The sequence below is a fragment of the Variovorax sp. 10L426 genome (genome assembly GCF_056395305.1).
The window spans coordinates 48,086-66,888 of sequence record NZ_JBFTJF010000023.1 but is presented as its reverse complement, the minus strand read 5'-3'; the positions used below and the strand labels follow the sequence as shown (position 1 = coordinate 66,888).

Here is an 18,803-nt window from a genome sequence, read left to right as displayed (position 1 = left end):
CATCACGGAAGACAAGCCGGCAAGGGCAGGATCGGCAGGATGTCCTGCCAAAGCTGCCGCCATTCCGGCCAATTGTGCCCACCGGGTGTCAGGAAGACATGGTCGTCGGGGAGCATGGCGGCCAGGAGGCGGTCGCTGAACGCAAAGCGATCATCGATGCCGAAACCCAGGTAGAGCTTTGGCAGGTCGGTCGGTCCGGTCGCGGTGCCGTAGCGCTGCAGCCAGCGCCACAGGCGCTGCTCGCCCTTGTCGCCCGGCAGCATCTCTGTCGGCGCCTGCCATCGCGACAGGCCCCCGGCGTTCGCGATGTCGATGCTGATGGTGCGCTCGCCCAGGTATGGCGCCAGCGCCACGATGCCGGTGATGTCGCCGGGATGCGCTGCCGCATAGGCCAGCCCTCCATAGCCGCCGACCGAAATGCCGAGGATCCAGATCGACGTGTAGCCGTGTTTGTGGGCAGGCGAGATGACGTCGTCGCGAAGATGATCGAGGATGTTCATGTCGTAGTAGTAGCCGACTTGGGCGTCCACCCGCAGGATGTCGACCGCGAGTTGTCGCTCCTGAACCGCCGCGACAAAGCCTTCGCGCACGAACTCGTCGGGATTCGAGAAGGCGCCCGGCAGCATCACAAGAAGGGTCCTGGCATCCGGCGTGCATGAACTCTTCTCGAGCACGGTCTTCATTGGCGCGTCAGGCGCCGGCCAGAACAATCCGCAGCCGGCGAGCAGCAGCACGAGGGCGCTCGTCGCGCCCCACTTCAACCAGGCCATACGCTGCAGGCGTGCCATTCGTCGCGGCCGTTCAATCGACCCGCGGCGCGGCGGAGCGCGAGACGGGCAAGTCCACCATCACTGCCTGACCCGGTGTCGTGCAGCCCGTATCGCAGCATCGGCCGGGCTGGCGGTTCCTGGTGATGGCGCGCTGGGGATCGTGCGGCGCCGCCGCGGGCGAACCGTCGGCGGCGATGCCGCGCTCCAGAATGCGCTCGACCAGTTCCACCTTCGATCCGACGGGATAGTTGCGGTAGATCTCCTGCTTCATCGCTGCCGGGGAGCCGCCGCCGTGCAGGCTGATGGTGCTGTACCAGCCGCCCTGGTAACCGGCGGTCAGGTCCTCGATGAAGCGCGCGGTCTCGACGCGCTGTTCGTACGGAATGTCCGGGTTCGCGCGCAGCACTTCGGAAAGGCGCGCCGCCGTCTCGGGGTTGTGGTCCTCGTCGGGGCCGGGCAGGGCGACGATCAGCCCACCACTCACATAGTGCGCGATGCGGTGCATGTCGTAGATCTTCGTCGCCAGCAGCAGCTTGCCGATGTTGCTGAAGACGGGGTCCGGCATGAAGACATCGCAATGGGCGTCGGCCTTGCCGTACACGCTCGCTGCGACCCCGCAGGCGAAGAAGCTCTCGGTGATGGTGATGAGCTCCACCATCTGCTCGCGCAGGTGCGTTTCGCGGCCGGGATCGAAGCCGTTTGCCTCGCACATCAGCGCGCCCGCGCCAATCAGCAGATCGCCGAAGCCCGCACGCGCGCCGATGCAGCTGTGGCGATGGTGCGTGGCGTAGCTGTAGGTGAGATGGCTGCTGCGCTCCCACTCGCCGGCGTAGAAAACGCTGTCCCACGGCACGAAAACGCGGTCGAACATGCAGACGCCGGTGCTCTGTCCGTACTTGCGGCTGAACAGCGCATCGCCGTGCTCGAGCTTTTCGCCCGGCCGGCCGGCGGGCCGCGCGACGATGGTCAAGCCGGGTGCGTCGAGCGGCACCGCACAGCAGACCGCGAAATCCGCGTCCTCCTGGCCCATGTTGCGGCACGGCATCACCAGCAGTTCGTGCACGTAGGGCGCGCCCGTGACGATGGCCTTGGTGCCCGAAATGACGATGCCGCGCACGCCGTTCCGGACGGCGTTGCGCTCGACGATGTGCACATAGCTGTCGGCGTTGGCCTGCTCGTGCGGACGCTTGCTGCGATCGCCCTTGGCGTCGGTCATCGCGACGCCGAGCGTCAGGTCCTGATCCTGGATGCGATGGAGGTATTCGGTGAATCGCGCCGTGTGCTCCGTCGTCCCGCGTGCGTCATCGATGCGGGCCGACACCTGCGCGATGGCGTTGAGCGCGTCGTGCGTCAGGTAGCGCTGGGCGCAGCCCGTCTCCTGGCAGACGAGCCGGACGGCTTCCAGCTTGTTGAGCAGGTCGCCCGAACTGGTGTCGATGTGCGAGAGCCGATTCACGCGCTTGCCGCTGGTGTGCTGCACCGCCGTCATGAGTGGCGCGTACTGCGCCTTGAGCGCGTAGTCATAAGTCAGCGCGATGGCATTGATGCCGGGCTGGAAGGCCCCCTCGTCCGCCACGCTCTCGACCCGGCGCCCGTCGACGAAGACGGTGGGGCGGTAGCGCCGGAGGGACTCACGATAGTCCTGGCCGGACATCAGCGTGACGGTCGAAAGCGGGGCGTTCATCGTCTCTTCCTTGTTCGATGCTTGCGAGCGGGATGTTTTTAGCATCAACGCGAACTTTTCGGTGGTACGTTCTAGCCCCCGCTATTTTTAAAAGATGCTTTCCATGCTGCTCGATGCATCGCAATCCCAACTGGTCCTGGTCGACTATCAGGCGCGCCTGATGCCCGCGATCCTCGAAGCGGACGCCGTCGCGAAGAATGCCGTCCGACTCGGCAAGATCGCCCAACTGGTGGACGTCCCCGTCTGGGGCACCGAACAAAACCCCTCGAAACTCGGCGAAAACCTGCCCGACATCCGCGCCCTTTGCCAGCGTACGTTGGCCAAGATGCATTTCAGCGGCGCCGAGGAAGGCCTCGGCGAATGGCTGCGCGTGCCGGCGAAGGCGCCGCAGGGCAATGCGCGAAGCCTCCCGAAGCACCTGCAGAAGCAAGCCGCGCCCGAAGAGCGCAACACGATCGTGATCGCGGGCTGCGAGGCGCACGTGTGCCTGCTCCAGACGGCGCTCGATCTGCTGGAGGATGAATTCGAGGTGTGGGTCGTGACCGACGCCTGCAGCTCGCGCACGGAACGCAACCGCGACGCCGCCTTCGACCGTCTCGCCGGTGCGGGCGCGGAGCTCGTGACGACGGAGATGGTCGGCTTCGAATGGCTTCGCACCGCCGAGCATCCACGCTTCAAGGACCTCCAGGCGCTGATTCGCTAGTTCGCTGCCGTTCACGCTCGGCAATTCGAGATTCGGATGAATCCATCCGAATTTTCGATTTCACGGATCAACGTGTGCGCTCTACAGTGCGCCCATGACCCGTATCGACCAACCTGCGCTCCTCGTCGGCTGTGCCGCCGGCTTTTCCGGTGACCGGACCGATGCCGCCGGGCCGGTGGTCGACACGCTCATCGCCCGGCTCGAAAGCGGTCCTCCGGGCCAGCGGGCCTTCCTGATCTTCGAGACGCTGGCCGAGCGCACGCTGGCTCTGGCGCAGCTGCGTCGCCGGGCCGATCCCGAAGCGGGCTATGAGCCGCTCCTCGACGCGATGTTGCGACCGGTGTTGTCGAGATGTCTCGCGTACGGGATCCGCATCGTCAGCAATTTCGGCGCGGCCAATCCACGTGCAGCGGCCCGACTCATCGCGCGCATGGCGACCGAACTCGGCGCGCAGCCGCCGCACATTGCCGTGGTAGAGGGCGACGACCTTTCGGCGCCGGCGCACCTTGCCCTGCTGCGCGAGCAACTGGGCGCGCAGATGGACGGCATCCGCATCGTCAGCGCCAATGCCTATATCGGGGCGGAGCCGATCGCCGCCGCGCTCGATGCGGGCGCGCAGATCGTCGTGTGCGGCCGGGTGGCCGATCCGTCGCTCACCGTCGGGCCGGCGATGTCCCATTTCGGCTGGCGCCCCGACGACTGGGAAAAGCTGGGCCGCGCGACCATGGCCGGCCATCTTCTCGAATGCGGCGCGCAGGTGTGCGGCGGTTACTTCGCCGATCCGGGCTACAAGGACGTGCCCGGCCTCGAGGCGGTCGGCTTTCCGATCGCCGAGATCGAAGCCGACGGCAGCTGCACGATCGGCAAGGCCGACGGCACCGGCGGGCTCGTGACGGAGGCCAGCGTCAAGGAGCAGTTGCTCTACGAAGTGCACGACCCGAGCGCCTACCTGACCCCCGACGTGGTGGCCGACATCGCCGATGCCGAAGTGCATGCGGCAGGCACGGACCGCGTGGCGTTGCGCGGTGTGCGCGGCCATGCGCGGCCGACGCACTTCAAGGTCAATATCTGCCACGAAGGCGGCTGGCTCGCGGAGGGCGAGATCTCGTACGCGGGGCCGCGCGCCGAGGCGCGGGCCAGGCTGGCGGCCGATGTCCTCAGGAAGCGCCTCGACGGGCTGGTGCTCAGGGTCGATCTCATCGGTGCAGTCAGCGTGCTGGGCGACGACGCAGGGCGAACCCTCGCGGGGACGCCCGATGCCGGCCTGCGCGATGTCCGTCTTCGCGTCGCCGCGACCCACGACGATCGCGCGCAGGCCGAGCGCCTCGCCCGCGAAGTGACTGCGCTCTATACCTGCGGCCCGGCCGGCGGCGGCGGCGTGCGCACCGCGCTCACGCCGAGACTCAACACGATCTCGTGCCTGCTTCCGCGCGAGTCCGTGCCGGTGCGGCACCAGCGCGTCGAGGAGCTCTCCTGATGAGCGCGCACATCGACGTCCCTCTCTACCGCGCCGCCCACGGCCGCACGGGGGACAAGGGCGATCGCTCCAACATCAGCGTCATCGCGTGGCATCCGGAGCTCTATCCGTTGCTGGTGGCGCAAGTCACGCCCGAGGCGGTGGCCGCGCAATTCCGTCACCGTGCGCCGACTGGCGTGGCGCGCTTTCTGCTGCCGAAGCTTCATGCAATGAATTTCGTGCTCGACGGCGTCCTCGACGGCGGCGTGAACGATGCACTGAATCTCGACGCGCATGGCAAGGCGCTGTCATTCCTTCTGCTCGATCTCCCCATCCAGGTGCCCCGCGAACTGGCCCACCTGCTGGCCGGCACCAGCGAAGACTGAATTCCGATCCCGACTTCCAACATCCGACATCCATCTTCAGGAGACAAACAATGATTCGCTTCCCGTTCGCTGCGCTGGCCGCCGCATTGGCCATCGCACCCATGCTGGCCCAGGCCGATGCCTTTCCCGACAAGCCCATCACCTTCGTCGTGCCCTTTGCCGCCGGTACTGCGACCGACCAGATCGCGCGGGCGATCGGCAACGGCGTGACCGCCGAGACGAAGCAGGCGGTGGTGATCGACAACAAGGCGGGTGCCAGCGGCTTCATCGCGTCGCAGCAGGTGGCGAAGGCGCCGGCCGACGGCTACACCGTGCTCATCACGACCAACACCACGCACGCGGCCAACGAGCACTTGTTCAAGAAGCTGCCGTACGACCCGGTCAAGGACTATGCGCCCATCGCGGCACTGGGCAAGGGCGGGCAGATCATGGTGGTCAATCCGTCGTTTCCGGCAAAGACGGTGGCGGAGTTCGTGGCAATGGCCAGGAAAGAGCCCGGCAAGTACAGCTTCGGCAGCGGCAGTTCGTCGAGCCGCATGGCCGGCGAGTTGCTCCAGCAGATGGCCGACATCAAGCTGCTGCATGTGCCGTACAAGAGCAACACGCTCGCCGTGACGGACCTGCTGGGCGGCCAGATCGACATGATGATCACCGACACGGCGACCGGCCTGCCGCAGGTCAAGTCCGGCAAGTTGCGTGCGCTGGGCGTCTCCAGTGCCAAGCGTTCGCCGCTGGCGCCCGACGTGCCGACGATCGCCGAGGCCGGCGTCAAGGGCTACGAGATGGGCTACTGGTTCGCCGCCTACGCGCCTGCGAAGACGCCGCCGGCGGTGGTCCATCGGCTTAACGAATTGCTGGTCAAGGCGGCGAAGAGCGATGCCGCGAAGGCAGCCTTCTACGACCCCACGGGCACCGACGTATTCACCACCTCGCCGGAAGAACTCGCCAAGTTCCAGTCCGCCGAGTCGCAGAAGTGGGGCCGCATCGTGAAGGCTGCCGGCATCGAGGCCGAATGAGTCCCGCTATTTCTGCAGTCGCCGGTAGGCGCTGAAGTGGCGGATCGCCTCGCGCCGATGGCCGAGATGGTCGTGCAGCCTCGCGGCGTTGAAGTGCGCATCGGCAACGGTGGCGTCCAGTCGCAGGCAGTGCTCGTAGGCACCGAGCGCCTCGGCAATGCGCCCCACGTCCTCCAGGGCCACAGCGCGGTTGAAGTGCAGCAGCGGCACGTCCGGAAGCCGGCGCAAGGCTTCGTCGTAGAGCACGACGGCTTCTGCGGCGCGACCGGACTCGCACAGGATCGCGCCGAGATTGAGATACGCATCCGCATGATCGGGCGCGAGGGCCAGCGCGTGCCGGTAGGCAGTCTCTGCCGCCTTCAGGTCGGTCGATTCGAGATCCTCGCCTTCGGCGAACAGGGCTTCCGCAGAGGCTGCACTCGCGGACGGCTCGTCGATTCGGCGCCGGTCCACGAAGGCCACCGCGCCGCGCGTCGCGGCGATGTCGAAGTCCATGAGCAACTGGCCTGTCTCGGCTTCCCACTGGCTCTCGCGGTCCCGCACGGCGATCGAGCTTCCCACGGCGGTGATCCGCAGTCCGGTCAGCGGCAGTTCTTCCGGCAGCGTCGCTTTCAGCCGCTGCAGCGCACGCAAGATCTTGCGTGTGGGAATGTCCGCCGCCTGCAGGTCGTGCGCGGTTCTCAGCAGCACGACGTCGCGGAAGGAAAAGCGGTAGGCGTTGCGCGGCCCCCGGGCGGGTTGCACGAATCCGTTGGCGATCAGCCCCGCGATGGCGCTCCGGGAGAGGCCCAGCATCTCCTGGATGCTGCGCAAGGTGTGCGGCGTTTCGGGATGATCGACGGTCACTTCCTGGCGCGCGCGCTGGCGGGTGCGGCGACGCCGGCTGTCTTCGCTGCCCGCTTGACGCCCTTGCGCTCGTTCGCGACAAGCGGGGTGACGACTTCGGCCGCAGCCGGGGTGCGTGCCTGGCGCTTCGCGGCACCGGCGCCGGACTTGGCGAGGCTGGCGCGCAGCATCTCGGTCAGGTCGATGATCTGTCCGCCCGAAGCCGCTTCCTCATGGTGCTCGACGGCCACGACCTGCTTGCCGGCGATCTTGGCGTCGATGGCCGCGAGAACGCGCTGCTTTTCCTCGTCGACGAATTGCGTCGGGTCATAGCTGTCCTGCGAGATCTGGTCGATGAGCTGGAGTGCCAGTTGCACCTCCGCGGCGGAAGGCGTGATCTCCTCGATCTGCAATTCCTTCATCGAGCGAACCTCGTCGGCATAGAGAAGCTGCTGCAGCACCAGCCCATCCTCGGCCGCGCGGATCTGCACCACGTACTGCTTGCCTTTCCAGGCCCACTTCGCGAGGGCGCAGCGGCCGCTCTTGTGCATGGCCGCGCGCAGCAGCGTGTAGGGCTTGCCGCCGCGCTTGTCGGGCGCGATGAAATAGGCCTTGTCGTAGTAGATCGGGTCGACCGCCTTCTCGGGAATGAAGGCGACGATATCGATGGTGTGCGTCGCGCTCTCTTCGACGGCCTTGAGTTCGTCGGGCGTGAAGAGCACGTAGCGATCCTTCTCGAACTCGTAGCCCTTCACCATCTCGGAGCGCGGCACCACGATGGACGGATCCTTCTCGGACACGTATTGCTGCTTGACGCGCGAACCGTCCTTGGACAGCAGGTTGAACCTGACTGTGCCGGAGCTCTCCGTGGCGGAGTAGAGCTTCACGGGAATCGACACCAGGCCGAAGCTCAGGGACAGCGAAGCGAGGGAACGAGCAGGCATGCGAACCTCCAAGGAGGCTCAGGGCGCCTCCCGGCCGCAGGATGCCACGTTCCGCGGCGATCGAAAAGGCCGTGGCGACGGGGAGGCCTTATCTTGGCGCGCGACTGACCGGCACCGTGTCGTCGATGACGATCTTCAGGTCGCGCCTGCCCACGGTCACTTGTCCTGCGCTTCCGATGAGGTCGCCCTCCGATGGCATCGCGTTGCCGCTCGCGGAAATGCGCGCTTCGACCACCACCTGGCTTGCGCCCGACAACCGATGGTCGGGGCGCATGGCCAGGCTGTCGTCGAGGACGAACGCGAAGGGCAAGTCGCTGACGCGGCGCTTCATCACGGCCAATGGAAGGCGGGAGCCATCGACGGGGCGCGCGTACACGAAGACCGTTTCGTCGGGCCGCGGCGTCCTTCGTGCCTTTTCGCCCAGGCTGACTTGGCCTGCCACGGATGCAGAAGCAGCAGGTGCAGCCGATCCACGCGCCTGTGCGATGTTCGCGGCGATCGTCGCTGCAGTCTGGGAGTCCGATGGAAGCATGCGATGGAGGTGTTCCCAGTACCGTATGGCTTCCCTCGCATCACCGCGCTCCATGGCGGCATTGGCTGCCAGCGCCAGTGCCTTGGGCTGGTCCGGGTCCAGCGCCAGCGCGCGCCCGATCTGCTCGAATGCCGGACCGTTGAGCGCGCCGCCGTCGACGCTTGCGAGCACGTCGGCATAGTCCGCGCGCAGCGCTGCTTCGTCCGGGGCGAGCGCGATGGCCCTGGCGTAGGCCGAAGCGGCGTCCGCGTGGCGTTCCAGGGCCTCGTAGGACCGGGCCAGCATGTACCAGCCTTCGACGTCGTCGGGCTGACTGCGCAGGCGCTGTGCCAACTGATTGACCATGCCCTCGATCTGCGACTCACTCGCTTCGTGGCCGCTGTCCGGTGCATGGGCCGGATCGCCGGCGTGCCAGAGCGCGACGGGATTGCCAAGATGCAGATAGAGAAATATCGCCGCGCTGGGCACCACCGCCAGCAGAACGCCGGCCAGCAGGGGCGAAGGCCTGTCCGGATGGCGCACAGCAGGGCCGGTCTGCGCAGGAAGCGCGCCTTCCAGCAGGCGCCGGGCCACCTCGTCGCGCGCCGCTCGACCCTGCACGGGGTCGAGGGTTCCAGCATTCAGGTCGGCTTCGATGTCGTCAAGTTGGCCTTGGTAGAGGTCTGCCACGGGGTTGGTGTCGCCACAGGCGGCGGTGCTCCCGCGAGGACGCAGCAGGGGAGGCAGCAGGCAGGCCATTGCAGCTGCGATCAGGATCGCGGCGAGCAGCCAGAACGTGATCATGGCCCGGGCTCCTCGGCCAAGGGGGCGCGGGATCGGCCGAGCAAGCCATCCAGCCGTTTCAGCTCTTCCTCGTCGAGTGGCGCAGGGGCCGCCGCGCGACGCATCCTGTTGCGAACGACAGCGGCGGCGACGAGCGCCAGCAACATCAGCGGACCAAACCACAGCAGCCAGGTCAGGGGCTTCAGCGGCGGCTCGTACAGGACGAAGTCGCCGTAGCGTTGGACGAGGTAATTCTTCACGGCCTCGTCGCTGGCGCCGTTTCGCAACTGCTCGCGAATCTGCCGGCGCAGGTCGACGGCGAGCTCGGCCTGCGAATCCGCCAGTGTCTGGTTCTGGCAAACCACGCATCGAAGTTGCTGCGCCAGCGCGTGCAAATGCGCATCGAGCTGCGCCTCGGTGGGGGCTGCGATGGCGCTCGACGCCAGTGCGAGGGCCAGCCAGATGGCCGCGATGCGCCTAGGCATGCGCGTCCTTCTCGCGCTCCAGATCGCGCAGGAGTGGCGCCAGCGTGCGCTCCAGGAACTCTGCGGTCATCGGGCCCGCGTGGCGATAGCGGATCACCCCGGCCCGGTCGATCACGAATGTCTCGGGTACGCCGTACACCCCGTAGTTGATGCCGGTCGATCCATCGGCGTCGACCAGCGTTGCCACGTAGGGGTTGCCGAGTCGCTTCAGCCAGTCGCGGGCGGCACCCGGCTTGTCCTTGTAGTTCAGGCCGTACACGGGGAAGTGCGATCGCGCGACGAAATCGACCAGCAGCGGGTGCTCGAGCTGGCACGGCGTACACCATGAAGCCCAGACATTGAGCACCCACACCTTGCCGCGCATGTCGCCGACGCGCACGCTGGGCCCGTCAGCGTCCAGCAGCGGCAGTTCGAACGCCGGTGCCGGTTTGCCCACCAGGGGCGAGGGCAGCGCATGGGGGTCCCGTCCCATGCCGGCAGCCAGCGCGATGGCCAGCGCCAGGAACGCGCCCAGCGGCAGGAGGAAGCGCGTCATGCCTGTGCCTCCTCCACGGCGTTGAGCGCCTGCGGCGTGTCGGCATGCGGCGCGGGCGCGCGTTGCCGCGCGCGGTAGCGGCGGTCGCTCGCGGCCAGCAGTCCACCGGCCGCCATGAGCAGGCAGCCGATCCAGATCCAGTCGACGAAGGGTTTGACGTGGATGCGCATCGCCCAGCTTTGCGCATCGACGGCTTCTCCCAGCGCCACATAGAGGTCGCGCGTCAATCCGACGTCGATGGCGGCTTCGGTGGTGGGCATCTGCTGGCTGCGGTAGATGCGTCTCTGTGGCGCCAACGTGGAGACGGGGCTTCCGTTGCGGCTGACAGTCAGCGTCGCGGCGAGAGCCTCGTAGTTGGGGCCCACGAAAGGCGACACGCCATCGAACCGGAACTCGTAGCCTGCCAATTCGAGCGTATCGCCGCTTTTCATCGGCAGTTCGCGCATGCTTTCCTGGCTGCTGACCAACGTGACTCCGGCGATGAAGACACCGACCCCGGCGTGGGCGACGAGCATGCCCACGTAGCTTGCGGGCAGTTGACGCAAGGCGGCCAGCCGGCGGCCGCGCTGATGGCGAAGTCGATCGGCCAGATTGGCGATCGCGCTGGCGATGGCCCAGCAGGCCAGCAGCAGACCCAGGCCCGTCAGTGCCGAGGCGTTGCGCAACACGGCCAGCAGTCCCGCGCTGATCGCGAGGCTGGCAAGCGCCGACCAGCGCAGGCGCGTCGACAGGTCCGCCCATGCCGCGCCGCGCCATCGCACCCACGGCGCGGCGCCCATGAGCAGAACGGCCGGTGCCATCAACGGCACGAACACCTGATCGAAATACGCAGGGCCGACGGAAATCTTGCCGAGCCCCAGCACGTCGATCAGGAGCGGGTAGAGCGTTCCGAGCAGGACCGTGGCCGCCGCCACTGCGAGCAGGACATTGTTGGCCAGCAGGAAGGACTCCCGCGACAGCGCGGCGAATCCGGTGCGTCGCGCCAGCTTTGGCGCGCGCGCGGCAAACAGCACCAGGGCCAGTCCTGTCACCAGCCCGAGCAGGGCCAGGATGAAGGTGCCGCGCAGGGGATCGACGGCGAAAGCGTGGACGGACGTCAGCACGCCCGAGCGGACGAGGAAGGTGCCGAGCAGGCTCAGCGAGAAAGTGAAGATCGCAAGCAGGGCGGTCCAGGCGCGGAACGCGCCGCGCTTCTCCGTCACTGCCAGCGAATGGATCAGCGCCGTGCCGGCGAGCCAGGGCATGAAGGAGGCGTTCTCGACGGGATCCCAGAACCACCAGCCACCCCAGCCCAGTTCGTAGTAGGCCCATGCACTGCCGAGCATGATGCCCAGCGTCAGGAACGCCCATGCCGCGATCGTCCAAGGGCGGGTCCACCGCGCCCAGGCGGCATCGAACGTTCCGGACAGCAGCGCGGCGACAGCAAAGGCGAAGCTCACCGAAAAGCCCACGTAGCCCATGTACAGCAAAGGCGGGTGCAGCACCATCCCGGGGTCTTGCAGCAGCGGATTGAGATCGCGTCCTTCCATGGCGGGTGGCAGCAAGCGCACGAACGGGTTGGACGCGAACAGCAGAAACAGAAGGAACCCCGCGCTGATCGCTCCCATGACACCCAGCACGCGGGCCACCATGTCCAGCGGCAGCCGTCGACTGAACAGCGACACGGCCGCGGACCAACCGCCGAGCATCAGCGTCCACAGCAACATCGATCCTTCGTGCGAGCCCCAGACCGCCGTCAGGCGATAGGCCAGCGGCAGCGCGGTGTTCGAGTTGGCGGCCACGTACCGGACGCTGAAATCGTTGTCGACGAAGGCCCATGCCAGCGAGACGAAAGCCATGAGCACGAGCGAACCCTGCAGGCGTGCGGCGGGACGCGCCATTTCCATCCAGCGGGTCCTGCCGGTGACGGCGCCCGCGAGCGGCAACGCAGCCTGGACCAGCGCGACCAGCAGCGCGACGATGAGGCAGAAATGACCGAACTCCGCGTTCATGGCTCTGCGGCGCGCAGGCCGCCCCCTTCTGCACCGGCCATCTGTCGCCTGACCTGCTCGGCCTTCTTCAGCGCGTCGGCGGCTTCAGGCGGCATGTAGTTTTCGTCGTGCTTGGCCAGGACCTCGGTCGCGGCGAACACGCCGTCCTCACGCAGCTTGCCGCTTGCGACAACGCCCTTGCCCTCGCGGAACAGGTCCGGCAACAGGCCTCGATAGACGACCGGCACGGTGCGCGCGGTATCAGTGACGACGAAGCGAATGGTCAGCCCGTCCCCTTCGCGGCGAATCGATCCCGGCACGACGAGACCCCCCAGGCGGAAGTTGCGGGCCACCGGCGCTTCATGTGCGAACACCTGCGTCGGGCTGAAGAAGAAGACCAGATTGGAGCGAAAGGCGTTGAGCACCAGCGCCAAAGCGGCGCCAGCGCAAACCAGGGCCGCCGCCAGCATGCCGAGCCTGCGCCGCCTGGCGGTCATGGCGCAGGCGCCGACACGGCACGGTAGCGCCGTCTCAGCCACAGGACTTCGACGCCGAGGAGTGCGAACGCCAGGCCGAACGCGGCCGCGACATAGGCCGTGTGCGGATCCGATGCAAGCTGCGTCAGCCAGTCCATGCTTCGCCCCCTGGTCGATCTGTCGCCTGAAGGCCGCCGCGCTCGCGCAGGATGCAACGCACCCGGACCAGCGCGACGGCGATCGTGTACATCCAGCAGGCGAGCGTCATCAGCAGCATGCCGCCCAGCATGGTCGCCGCCATCGATGGTGCCGCGGTGAGGCTGATGGACGCGCCCTGATGCAGCGTGTTCCACCACCGCACGGAGAAGTAGATCACCGGGACATTCAGCGACCCCACGAGTGCAAGCACCGCGCAGGCGCGCTCGGCGCGCCGAGGTTCGTCGACCGCCGCTTCGAGCGCCAGGTAGCCCAGGTACAGGAAGAGAAGAATCAGCTCCGATGTGAGGCGCGCGTCCCACACCCACCAGGTGCCCCACGTGGGCCGACCCCAGAGCGCACCGCTCGCCAGCGCGATGAGCGTGAAGATCGCGCCGGTCGGCGCCAGCGCGGACGCCATCATCGACGACAGACGGGTATGGAAGACCAGTGCCAGCGCGCTGTACATCGCCATGACCAGATAGATGAACATCGACATCCACGCCGCCGGGACGTGAATGAAGATGATGCGGTACACCTCGCCTTGCTGCGCATCGGTCGGCGCGACCACGAAGGCGACGTACAACCCCGCGAGGAGGAAAGCCAGGGCCGCGGCGAAGAACCATGGTGCGAGGCGCCGTGCCAGCGGGTCGAATCGCTTCGCCGAGGCAAAGGCGAGCCACCTTCGTCCGAGCGCCCAGGCAGGTGCACGGGTTCTTTGCGTCGTGCTCAGGAGGTTGCTCATGGACCGGTCACTCCACGGCGATGCGCAGGCCAGCGGCGGTGGCGAGCGGACAGAGGAAGAGCGAGAGTGCCAGGCAGGCACCCAGCAGCGACAACTGCGGCGCCACGTCGAGGCCCGCGTCGGCCGCTGCGCCGGCGCCGGCGCCGAAGATGAGCACCGGCACGCACAGTGGAAGCACGAGGATGCACAGCAGCACCGCCCCGCCGCGCAGACCCAGCGTCAGCGCCGCACCCACGCTGCCGATCAGGCTCAGTACCGGCGTGCCGATCAGCAACGAAGCGGACAGCAACATCGCGGACGAGACCGGAAGCCCATACTGCTGCGCGAGCAGCGGCGTCAACAACAGCAGCGGAAGGCCGCTGGTGACCCAATGCGCACAGATCTTGGCAAGCACGAGCAGGGCCAGCGGGTGTGGCGACAAAAGGAGCTGGTCGAGGCTGCCGTCGGCGTACTCCTGCGCAAAGAGCCTCGACAGCGAAAGCATCGACGCCAGCAGCGCCGCGACCCACAGGATGCCCGGGGCCAGCGCGCGAAGCTGCTGCGGATCCGGCCCGATGGCCAGCGGAAACAGGCTGCTCGTGATGACGAAGAAGAGCACGACGGACAGGATGCTCCCGCGGCGACGCCATGCCAGCGAAACGTCGTGGATCACGATGGCGCAGAAGACCGGGGTCATGCGGCTATCCACCCAATTGCAGAAGGCGGCCGCGGGCGGCCATCGGCCGATGCGTCGCCACCACCGCCATGCCGCCCGTACGCAGATGCGCATCGATCTGCGCCTGCAGGCATTCGCTTGAGCGGTCATCGAGCGAGGTCAAGGGCTCGTCCAGCAACCACAGGATGCGTGGCGCGAGCGCGAGCTTGGCAAGCGCCACGCGTCGTCGCTGGCCTTGAGAAAGCGTCCGCACCGGCACCGATGCAGCGCGTTCCATCCCGAACGAAGCCAGCGCGCCGCGGATGAGCGCGGGGTTCGGCGCGCAACCAGCCAGGCGCATCGCGAAACGCAAGTTGTCCTGGGCGCTGAGGTCGGGGTCGATGCCGTCGGCGTGGCCCACATAGGCCATCGACTGGAGGTATTCCGATTCGCCGGCGCGCACAGGGTGCGCACGCCAGCGCAGTTCGCCCGTGGCAGGCGGAAGCAGTCCGCTGAGCACGCGAAGCAGGCTGGTCTTTCCACTGCCGTTGGCGCCCGTGACCTGCAACATCTCGCCGGGGCCGATCGAAAAGTCGATGCCGCTGAACACAGCGCGCCCCCCACGGGAAAGGCCGAGCCCGCTGGCGGTCAGGCTGTTGTCGACCGTGGTTTCGCGACACATGTCGGCGGGGCGGGTGGGCACGCGCTATGGTTCCTTCGCCTGGGCGACGTCGGGCAGGCGATGGGCAATGCCCTTGTGGCAATCGATGCAGGTCTTCTCCCTGTTGGCGAGGAACGTCGAATGCATGGCTTGGGCGCGGGGGCTCTGCCGCGTGAAGTCCATCGACTCGTAGTCGTGGCAGTTGCGGCATTCGAGCGAATCGTTGGCCCTGAAGCGGTCCCATTCGTGCTGCGCGAGCACCAGGCGGTGTTCCTGGAATTTCTCGCGCGTGTTGATGGTCCCGAAGATCTTGGCCCACACTTCCTTGGATGCCTGCATCTTGCGGGCGATCTTGCTGGTCCAGTTGTGGGGCACGTGACAGTCCGGGCATCTGGCCCGCACGCCGCTTCGATTCGAGTAATGAATCGTTGTCTGCAACTCAGGGTAGACGTTGTCGCGCATCTCGTGACAACCGGTGCAGAAGGCCTCGGTATTCGTCAGCTCGAGGGCGGTATTGAAGGCGCCCCAGAACATGACCCCCGCGATGAAGCCGCCCAGCGTGAGGAAACCCAGGCTGAAATAGGCGCTGGGCCGATTGATGGTGATCCAGTAGCGCTTCAAGAGTTTGAGCATGCCGACCCCACGCTATTTCGTCGATCCCGGCACGCCGGGCTTGCGTTGAAGCAACCGCTCCACATCGACGAAGTTGTTGCCGATGAGCGGTTTTGCGTCCGCCTGGGCCACATGGCATTGCGTACAGAAATAGCGTCGCGGCGAGACGTCGGCAAGCATGTTGCCGTTGCGGTCCTGGTAGTGGGTGATGCTGACGGGGATCGCACCCGTTTCCTGCGTGCGCGTACGAGCGTGGCAGAACATGCACCGGTTGAAATCCTTGTCGACCTGATAGCCGTCGATGGTGTGCGGAATGGTGGGCGGCTGCATGGCGAAGTTGCGCGTGCGCCGTACGTCCTTGTTTTCCGTCGGAAAGAGCGGAGGCGGCTTCGTCTGCTGCGTGATGGGTGTCGGGCCCCGCATCGAGTCCACCAGTCCTTGCGCATGCGCCGGTGCGAGCTGCAGCACGCACAGCGCGGCCAGCACCAGTGAGCTCAGGCAGAGCCACACGGCGTGGGATCGGCTCATCACTTTCATGGTTTGCATGGCTTGTCTCCCCCCGGCGTCTATACCTTCAGGATCTTGATGGCGCACTTCTTGAAGTCGGTCTGCGACGAGATCGGGCACGTGGCGTCCAGCGTGACCTTGTTGATCAACTGACTCGCGTCGAACCACGGAACGAAGACCAATCCCTGCGGCGGAGCGTCCCGCCCTCGCGTCTCGACCCGCGTGCGCATGCGGCCGCGGCGCGATACCAAATCGACCTCGACGCCGCGCCGCAGCCCCAGCTTCCTGGCATCTTCGGGATGCATGAAGCACACGGCGTTGGGCACGGCCCGATAGAGTTCCGGGACGCGGCGCGTCATCGAACCCGAATGCCAGTGTTCGAGCACGCGGCCGGTGGCGAGCCAGAACGGATATTCCTTGTCGGGCGACTCCGCCGGCGGCTCGTAGGGCAGGGCGAAGATCACTGCCTTGCCATCGGGATTGCCATAGAACTGGAAGCCCGTGCCGACCTTGACGTAAGGGTCGCTGCCTTCGCGATAGCGCCAGCGCGTTTCCTGGCCGTTGACCACGGGCCATCGCAATCCCCGCGCCTCGTGATACATGTCGAAGGGCGCAAGGTCATGCCCATGGCCGCGGCCGAAGGTCGCATATTCCTCGAACAGTCCCTTTTGAATGTAGAAGCCAAAGGCTTTCGCCTCGGCGTTGTTGTAGTCCGGATCGATGTCCTTGAGCGGAAACTTGTCGACCTGGCCGTTGCGATAGAGCACGTCGAAAAGCGTCTTGCCCTTGACCTCCGGCCGCTTTTCGATCAGTTCGGCCGGCCAGACTTCTTCCACCTTGAAGCGCTTGGAGAATTCGACCAGTTGCCACAGGTCGGATCGCGCGTCGCCCGGCGCATCCACGAGCTGGTGCCAGAACTGCGTGCGCCGCTCCGCATTGCCATAGGCGCCTTCCTTCTCGACCCACATCGCGGCCGGAAGGATGAGATCCGCTGCCAGCGCAGTCACGGTCGGATAGACGTCCGACACCACCACGAAGTTGTCCGGATTGCGATAGCCCGGATAGCCCTCTTCCATGAGGTTGGCCGCTGCCTGCATGTTGTTGTTGCACTGCACCCAGTAGGCGTTGAGCTTGCCGTCCTTGAGCATGCGGTTCTGCAACACCGCGTGGTAGCCCGGCTTCTCCGGGATGGTCCCGGGCGGGAGCTTCCAGATGCGTTCCGCCTCTTCGCGGTGCTTGGGATTGGCCACGAGCATGTCGGCGGGAAGCCGGTGCGAAAAGGTCCCGACCTCACGCGCCGTGCCGCACGCCGACGGCTGGCCGGTCAGTGAGAAGGGACTGTTGCCGGGTGTGGCGATCTTGCCGGTCAACAGGTGCAGGTTGTAGACCATGTTGTTGGCCCACGTGCCCCGTGTGTGCTGGTTGAAGCCCATCGTCCATAGCGACATGACCTTGACGTTGGGATCCGCATAGAGTTCGGCCAGCCGGTCCAGCTTTTCGCGCGGGACGCCGGTCAGCTTGGTGACGTACGCGGCGTCGTACCTGGAGACGAACTTCGCGAAATCGTCGAACGTGATCGGCGTCGACGCATTGGGGTCACCGGCGTTCTTGGCGGCCTTCTGCAACGGATGTTCCGGACGCAGGCCATAGCCGATGTCCGTCACGCCTTGCTTGAACACGGTGTGCTTGCTGACGAAGTCCTGGTTGACCTTGTTGTTGCGGATCAGGTAGTTGGCGATGTAGTTCATGATCGCCAGATCGGTCTGCGGCTTGAAGATGATGGGCACGTCCGCGAGGTCGAACGACCGATGCGTGAAGGTCGACAGGACCACCACGCGCGTCTTCGGCGCGCTGAGCCTTCGGTCGGTGATCCGCGTCCACAGGATCGGATGCATCTCGGCCATGTTCGACCCCCACAGCACGAAGGCATCGGCGGCTTCGAAATCGTCGTAGCAGCCCATCGGTTCGTCCATGCCGAAGGTGCGCATGAAGCCCGTCACCGCGGAGGCCATGCAGTGGCGCGCATTCGGATCGAGATTGTTCGAACGAAATCCGGCCTTGTAGAGCTTCGATGCCGCGTAGCCCTCCCAGACGGTCCACTGGCCCGAGCCGAACATCCCGATTGCCGTGGGCCCTTTTTCCTTGAGCACGCGCTTGAACTGCTGCTCCATCAAGTCGAAGGCCTGGTCCCATGTGACGGTCTTGAAGTCGCCGTCCTTGTCGTACTTGCCGTTCTTCATGCGCATGAGCGGCTTGGTCAACCGATCGGCGCCGTACATGATCTTCGAGAGGAAGTATCCCTTGACGCAGTTCAGGCCCTTGTTCACTTCGGCCTGCGGATCGCCCTGCGTGGCGACGACCTTGTTGTCCTTGACGGCAACCGTCACGCCGCAGCCGGTTCCGCAGAAGCGGCACGGGGCCTTCGACCATTTCAGCTTCGTGAGGTCGCCATCGGTGACGAAGTTGGCGGCGTCCGCCGGCAGGGCCACGCCGGCGACAGAGGCCGTCGCCGCGACGGCGGTCTGCTTAATGAAGTCCCGGCGGCTGAAGGTCATCACTCATCTCCTCGGTCATGGCGGCGGCGTCTTCGTTGTGTTGATAGACGAGGGCTGCGGAGAGCACCCCGTCGAGCCTGTGCAGGTATTCGAGATGGGCAGCGATCGCGCGCGAGCTGGGCGCTTCCAGCGTGACGACGAGCTTGCCGGCGTCGCTGACCGCATGTACTTCGGCGCCTGCCATCAGGTCGATGGCCCGTCGGACCTCATCGAGCCGGGCAGGATTGGCATGCACGACGACACCGGCGATGTGCCATTCGTCGGCAGGAGCTTCGGATTCGATGGCGAAGAATCGCCTTGCGATCGTCAATCTGGATCTCCTTGGATGGGGACCCACGCTGCCGCACCTT

21 protein-coding genes are annotated in these 18,803 nt (G+C 66.3%); 4 read left to right on the top strand and 17 right to left on the bottom strand.

What is annotated here, in order from left to right; all coding sequences use genetic code 11:
* Positions 1 to 2 precede the first annotated feature (2 nt).
* Positions 3 to 770 (bottom strand): alpha/beta hydrolase, encoded by a 768-nt coding sequence (locus tag AC1DHL_RS26180; RefSeq protein ID WP_478163895.1) that lies wholly within the window; start codon positions 768 to 770, stop codon positions 3 to 5.
* A 31-nt stretch (positions 771 to 801) separates the two neighbouring features.
* Positions 802 to 2,454 (bottom strand): 4-hydroxyphenylacetate 3-hydroxylase family protein, encoded by a 1,653-nt coding sequence (locus AC1DHL_RS26175; RefSeq protein ID WP_478163894.1) that lies wholly within the window; start codon positions 2,452 to 2,454, stop codon positions 802 to 804.
* A gap of 103 nt (positions 2,455 to 2,557) precedes the next feature.
* On the opposite strand from AC1DHL_RS26175, the gene AC1DHL_RS26170 reads away from it, so the two are divergent.
* The 4 genes from AC1DHL_RS26170 to AC1DHL_RS26155 all read left to right on the top strand — a co-directional run bounded on the left by AC1DHL_RS26170 (position 2,558) and on the right by AC1DHL_RS26155 (position 6,015).
* Positions 2,558 to 3,157 (top strand): isochorismatase family protein, encoded by a 600-nt coding sequence (locus tag AC1DHL_RS26170; protein ID WP_478104167.1) that lies wholly within the window; start codon positions 2,558 to 2,560, stop codon positions 3,155 to 3,157.
* A gap of 94 nt (positions 3,158 to 3,251) precedes the next feature.
* Complete coding sequence (locus tag AC1DHL_RS26165) at positions 3,252 to 4,634, top strand: acyclic terpene utilization AtuA family protein (RefSeq protein WP_478163893.1); 1,383 nt, start codon at positions 3,252 to 3,254, stop codon at positions 4,632 to 4,634.
* A complete protein-coding gene (locus AC1DHL_RS26160) occupies positions 4,634 to 4,999 on the top strand; it encodes an AtuA-related protein (RefSeq protein ID WP_478163892.1) in 366 nt (121 codons plus the stop codon). The genes AC1DHL_RS26165 and AC1DHL_RS26160 overlap by 1 nt, the downstream gene beginning before the upstream one ends.
* Positions 5,000 to 5,049: 50 nt before the next feature.
* The gene (locus AC1DHL_RS26155; protein ID WP_478163891.1) at positions 5,050 to 6,015 is read left to right on the top strand and encodes a Bug family tripartite tricarboxylate transporter substrate binding protein; all 966 of its coding nucleotides are present in this window, start codon (positions 5,050 to 5,052) and stop codon (positions 6,013 to 6,015) included.
* Positions 6,016 to 6,021: 6 nt separating this feature from the next.
* Here AC1DHL_RS26155 and AC1DHL_RS26150 read toward each other — a convergent pair whose 3' ends face one another.
* From AC1DHL_RS26150 to AC1DHL_RS26080, 15 genes are all read right to left on the bottom strand, one after another.
* Positions 6,022 to 6,861 carry a tetratricopeptide repeat protein gene (locus AC1DHL_RS26150; protein WP_478163890.1) on the bottom strand — a complete coding sequence of 280 codons (840 nt, stop codon included), beginning with the start codon at positions 6,859 to 6,861 and terminating at the stop codon, positions 6,022 to 6,024.
* Positions 6,858 to 7,784, bottom strand: a complete 927-nt coding sequence (gene ku, locus AC1DHL_RS26145) for a non-homologous end joining protein Ku (protein ID WP_478163889.1) — start codon at positions 7,782 to 7,784, stop codon at positions 6,858 to 6,860. Before ku ends, AC1DHL_RS26150 begins: the two co-directional genes overlap by 4 nt.
* Before the next feature lie 88 nt (positions 7,785 to 7,872).
* Complete coding sequence (ccmI, locus tag AC1DHL_RS26140; RefSeq protein ID WP_478163888.1) at positions 7,873 to 9,099, bottom strand: c-type cytochrome biogenesis protein CcmI; 1,227 nt, start codon at positions 9,097 to 9,099, stop codon at positions 7,873 to 7,875.
* On the bottom strand, positions 9,096 to 9,563 hold the full coding sequence (locus tag AC1DHL_RS26135) for a cytochrome c-type biogenesis protein (RefSeq protein WP_478163887.1): 468 nt from the start codon (positions 9,561 to 9,563) through the stop codon (positions 9,096 to 9,098). The genes ccmI and AC1DHL_RS26135 overlap by 4 nt, the downstream gene beginning before the upstream one ends.
* Positions 9,556 to 10,098 carry a DsbE family thiol:disulfide interchange protein gene (locus tag AC1DHL_RS26130; RefSeq protein WP_478104156.1) on the bottom strand — a complete coding sequence of 181 codons (543 nt, stop codon included), beginning with the start codon at positions 10,096 to 10,098 and terminating at the stop codon, positions 9,556 to 9,558. Before AC1DHL_RS26130 ends, AC1DHL_RS26135 begins: the two co-directional genes overlap by 8 nt.
* Entirely contained in the window at positions 10,095 to 12,089 is a 1,995-nt protein-coding gene (locus tag AC1DHL_RS26125; RefSeq protein WP_478163886.1) for a heme lyase CcmF/NrfE family subunit, read from the bottom strand. Before AC1DHL_RS26125 ends, AC1DHL_RS26130 begins: the two co-directional genes overlap by 4 nt.
* A complete protein-coding gene (gene ccmE, locus AC1DHL_RS26120; protein ID WP_478163885.1) occupies positions 12,086 to 12,565 on the bottom strand; it encodes a cytochrome c maturation protein CcmE in 480 nt (159 codons plus the stop codon). Before ccmE ends, AC1DHL_RS26125 begins: the two co-directional genes overlap by 4 nt.
* The gene (gene ccmD / locus AC1DHL_RS26115) at positions 12,562 to 12,702 is read right to left on the bottom strand and encodes a heme exporter protein CcmD (protein ID WP_478163884.1); all 141 of its coding nucleotides are present in this window, start codon (positions 12,700 to 12,702) and stop codon (positions 12,562 to 12,564) included. The genes ccmE and ccmD overlap by 4 nt, the downstream gene beginning before the upstream one ends.
* Positions 12,690 to 13,484, bottom strand: coding sequence for a heme ABC transporter permease (locus AC1DHL_RS26110; protein WP_478163883.1), 795 nt, complete (start codon positions 13,482 to 13,484; stop codon positions 12,690 to 12,692). Before AC1DHL_RS26110 ends, ccmD begins: the two co-directional genes overlap by 13 nt.
* Positions 13,485 to 13,491: 7 nt before the next feature.
* On the bottom strand, positions 13,492 to 14,160 hold the full coding sequence (ccmB, locus tag AC1DHL_RS26105) for a heme exporter protein CcmB (RefSeq protein WP_478163882.1): 669 nt from the start codon (positions 14,158 to 14,160) through the stop codon (positions 13,492 to 13,494).
* Positions 14,161 to 14,164: 4 nt separating this feature from the next.
* Positions 14,165 to 14,800, bottom strand: a complete 636-nt coding sequence (gene ccmA / locus AC1DHL_RS26100) for a cytochrome c biogenesis heme-transporting ATPase CcmA (protein WP_478163907.1) — start codon at positions 14,798 to 14,800, stop codon at positions 14,165 to 14,167.
* 24 nt (positions 14,801 to 14,824) lie between these two features.
* Positions 14,825 to 15,412: a NapC/NirT family cytochrome c gene (locus AC1DHL_RS26095; RefSeq protein ID WP_478163881.1), complete on the bottom strand. Its 588-nt coding sequence runs from the start codon at positions 15,410 to 15,412 to the stop codon at positions 14,825 to 14,827.
* A 12-nt stretch (positions 15,413 to 15,424) separates the two neighbouring features.
* The gene (locus tag AC1DHL_RS26090; protein WP_478104200.1) at positions 15,425 to 15,928 is read right to left on the bottom strand and encodes a nitrate reductase cytochrome c-type subunit; all 504 of its coding nucleotides are present in this window, start codon (positions 15,926 to 15,928) and stop codon (positions 15,425 to 15,427) included.
* Between the two features lie 29 nt (positions 15,929 to 15,957).
* A complete protein-coding gene (napA, locus tag AC1DHL_RS26085; protein ID WP_478163880.1) occupies positions 15,958 to 18,453 on the bottom strand; it encodes a periplasmic nitrate reductase subunit alpha in 2,496 nt (831 codons plus the stop codon).
* Entirely contained in the window at positions 18,425 to 18,763 is a 339-nt protein-coding gene (locus tag AC1DHL_RS26080; RefSeq protein ID WP_478104145.1) for a chaperone NapD, read from the bottom strand. The genes napA and AC1DHL_RS26080 overlap by 29 nt, the downstream gene beginning before the upstream one ends.
* Between the last annotated feature and the right edge of the window lie 40 nt (positions 18,764 to 18,803).

What these genes read in the sequence shown, in the direction of transcription:
- AC1DHL_RS26090 (WP_478104200.1), bottom strand. Translation starts at nt 15,928, where the DNA reads ATGAAAGTGATGAGCCGATCCCACGCCGTGTGGCTCTGCCTGAGCTCA.
- ccmE (WP_478163885.1), bottom strand. Translation starts at nt 12,565, where the DNA reads ATGACCGCCAGGCGGCGCAGGCTCGGCATGCTGGCGGCGGCCCTGGTT.
- AC1DHL_RS26170 (WP_478104167.1), top strand. Translation starts at nt 2,558, where the DNA reads ATGCTGCTCGATGCATCGCAATCCCAACTGGTCCTGGTCGACTATCAG.
- ku (WP_478163889.1), bottom strand. Translation starts at nt 7,784, where the DNA reads ATGCCTGCTCGTTCCCTCGCTTCGCTGTCCCTGAGCTTCGGCCTGGTG.
- AC1DHL_RS26125 (WP_478163886.1), bottom strand. Translation starts at nt 12,089, where the DNA reads ATGAACGCGGAGTTCGGTCATTTCTGCCTCATCGTCGCGCTGCTGGTC.
- ccmB (WP_478163882.1), bottom strand. Translation starts at nt 14,160, where the DNA reads ATGACCCCGGTCTTCTGCGCCATCGTGATCCACGACGTTTCGCTGGCA.
- AC1DHL_RS26160 (WP_478163892.1), top strand. Translation starts at nt 4,634, where the DNA reads ATGAGCGCGCACATCGACGTCCCTCTCTACCGCGCCGCCCACGGCCGC.
- AC1DHL_RS26175 (WP_478163894.1), bottom strand. Translation starts at nt 2,454, where the DNA reads ATGAACGCCCCGCTTTCGACCGTCACGCTGATGTCCGGCCAGGACTAT.
- AC1DHL_RS26135 (WP_478163887.1), bottom strand. Translation starts at nt 9,563, where the DNA reads ATGCCTAGGCGCATCGCGGCCATCTGGCTGGCCCTCGCACTGGCGTCG.
- AC1DHL_RS26155 (WP_478163891.1), top strand. Translation starts at nt 5,050, where the DNA reads ATGATTCGCTTCCCGTTCGCTGCGCTGGCCGCCGCATTGGCCATCGCA.
- ccmA (WP_478163907.1), bottom strand. Translation starts at nt 14,800, where the DNA reads ATGTGTCGCGAAACCACGGTCGACAACAGCCTGACCGCCAGCGGGCTC.
- AC1DHL_RS26095 (WP_478163881.1), bottom strand. Translation starts at nt 15,412, where the DNA reads ATGCTCAAACTCTTGAAGCGCTACTGGATCACCATCAATCGGCCCAGC.
- ccmI (WP_478163888.1), bottom strand. Translation starts at nt 9,099, where the DNA reads ATGATCACGTTCTGGCTGCTCGCCGCGATCCTGATCGCAGCTGCAATG.
- AC1DHL_RS26180 (WP_478163895.1), bottom strand. Translation starts at nt 770, where the DNA reads ATGGCCTGGTTGAAGTGGGGCGCGACGAGCGCCCTCGTGCTGCTGCTC.
- napA (WP_478163880.1), bottom strand. Translation starts at nt 18,453, where the DNA reads ATGACCTTCAGCCGCCGGGACTTCATTAAGCAGACCGCCGTCGCGGCG.
- AC1DHL_RS26130 (WP_478104156.1), bottom strand. Translation starts at nt 10,098, where the DNA reads ATGACGCGCTTCCTCCTGCCGCTGGGCGCGTTCCTGGCGCTGGCCATC.
- AC1DHL_RS26110 (WP_478163883.1), bottom strand. Translation starts at nt 13,484, where the DNA reads ATGAGCAACCTCCTGAGCACGACGCAAAGAACCCGTGCACCTGCCTGG.
- ccmD (WP_478163884.1), bottom strand. Translation starts at nt 12,702, where the DNA reads ATGGACTGGCTGACGCAGCTTGCATCGGATCCGCACACGGCCTATGTC.
- AC1DHL_RS26165 (WP_478163893.1), top strand. Translation starts at nt 3,252, where the DNA reads ATGACCCGTATCGACCAACCTGCGCTCCTCGTCGGCTGTGCCGCCGGC.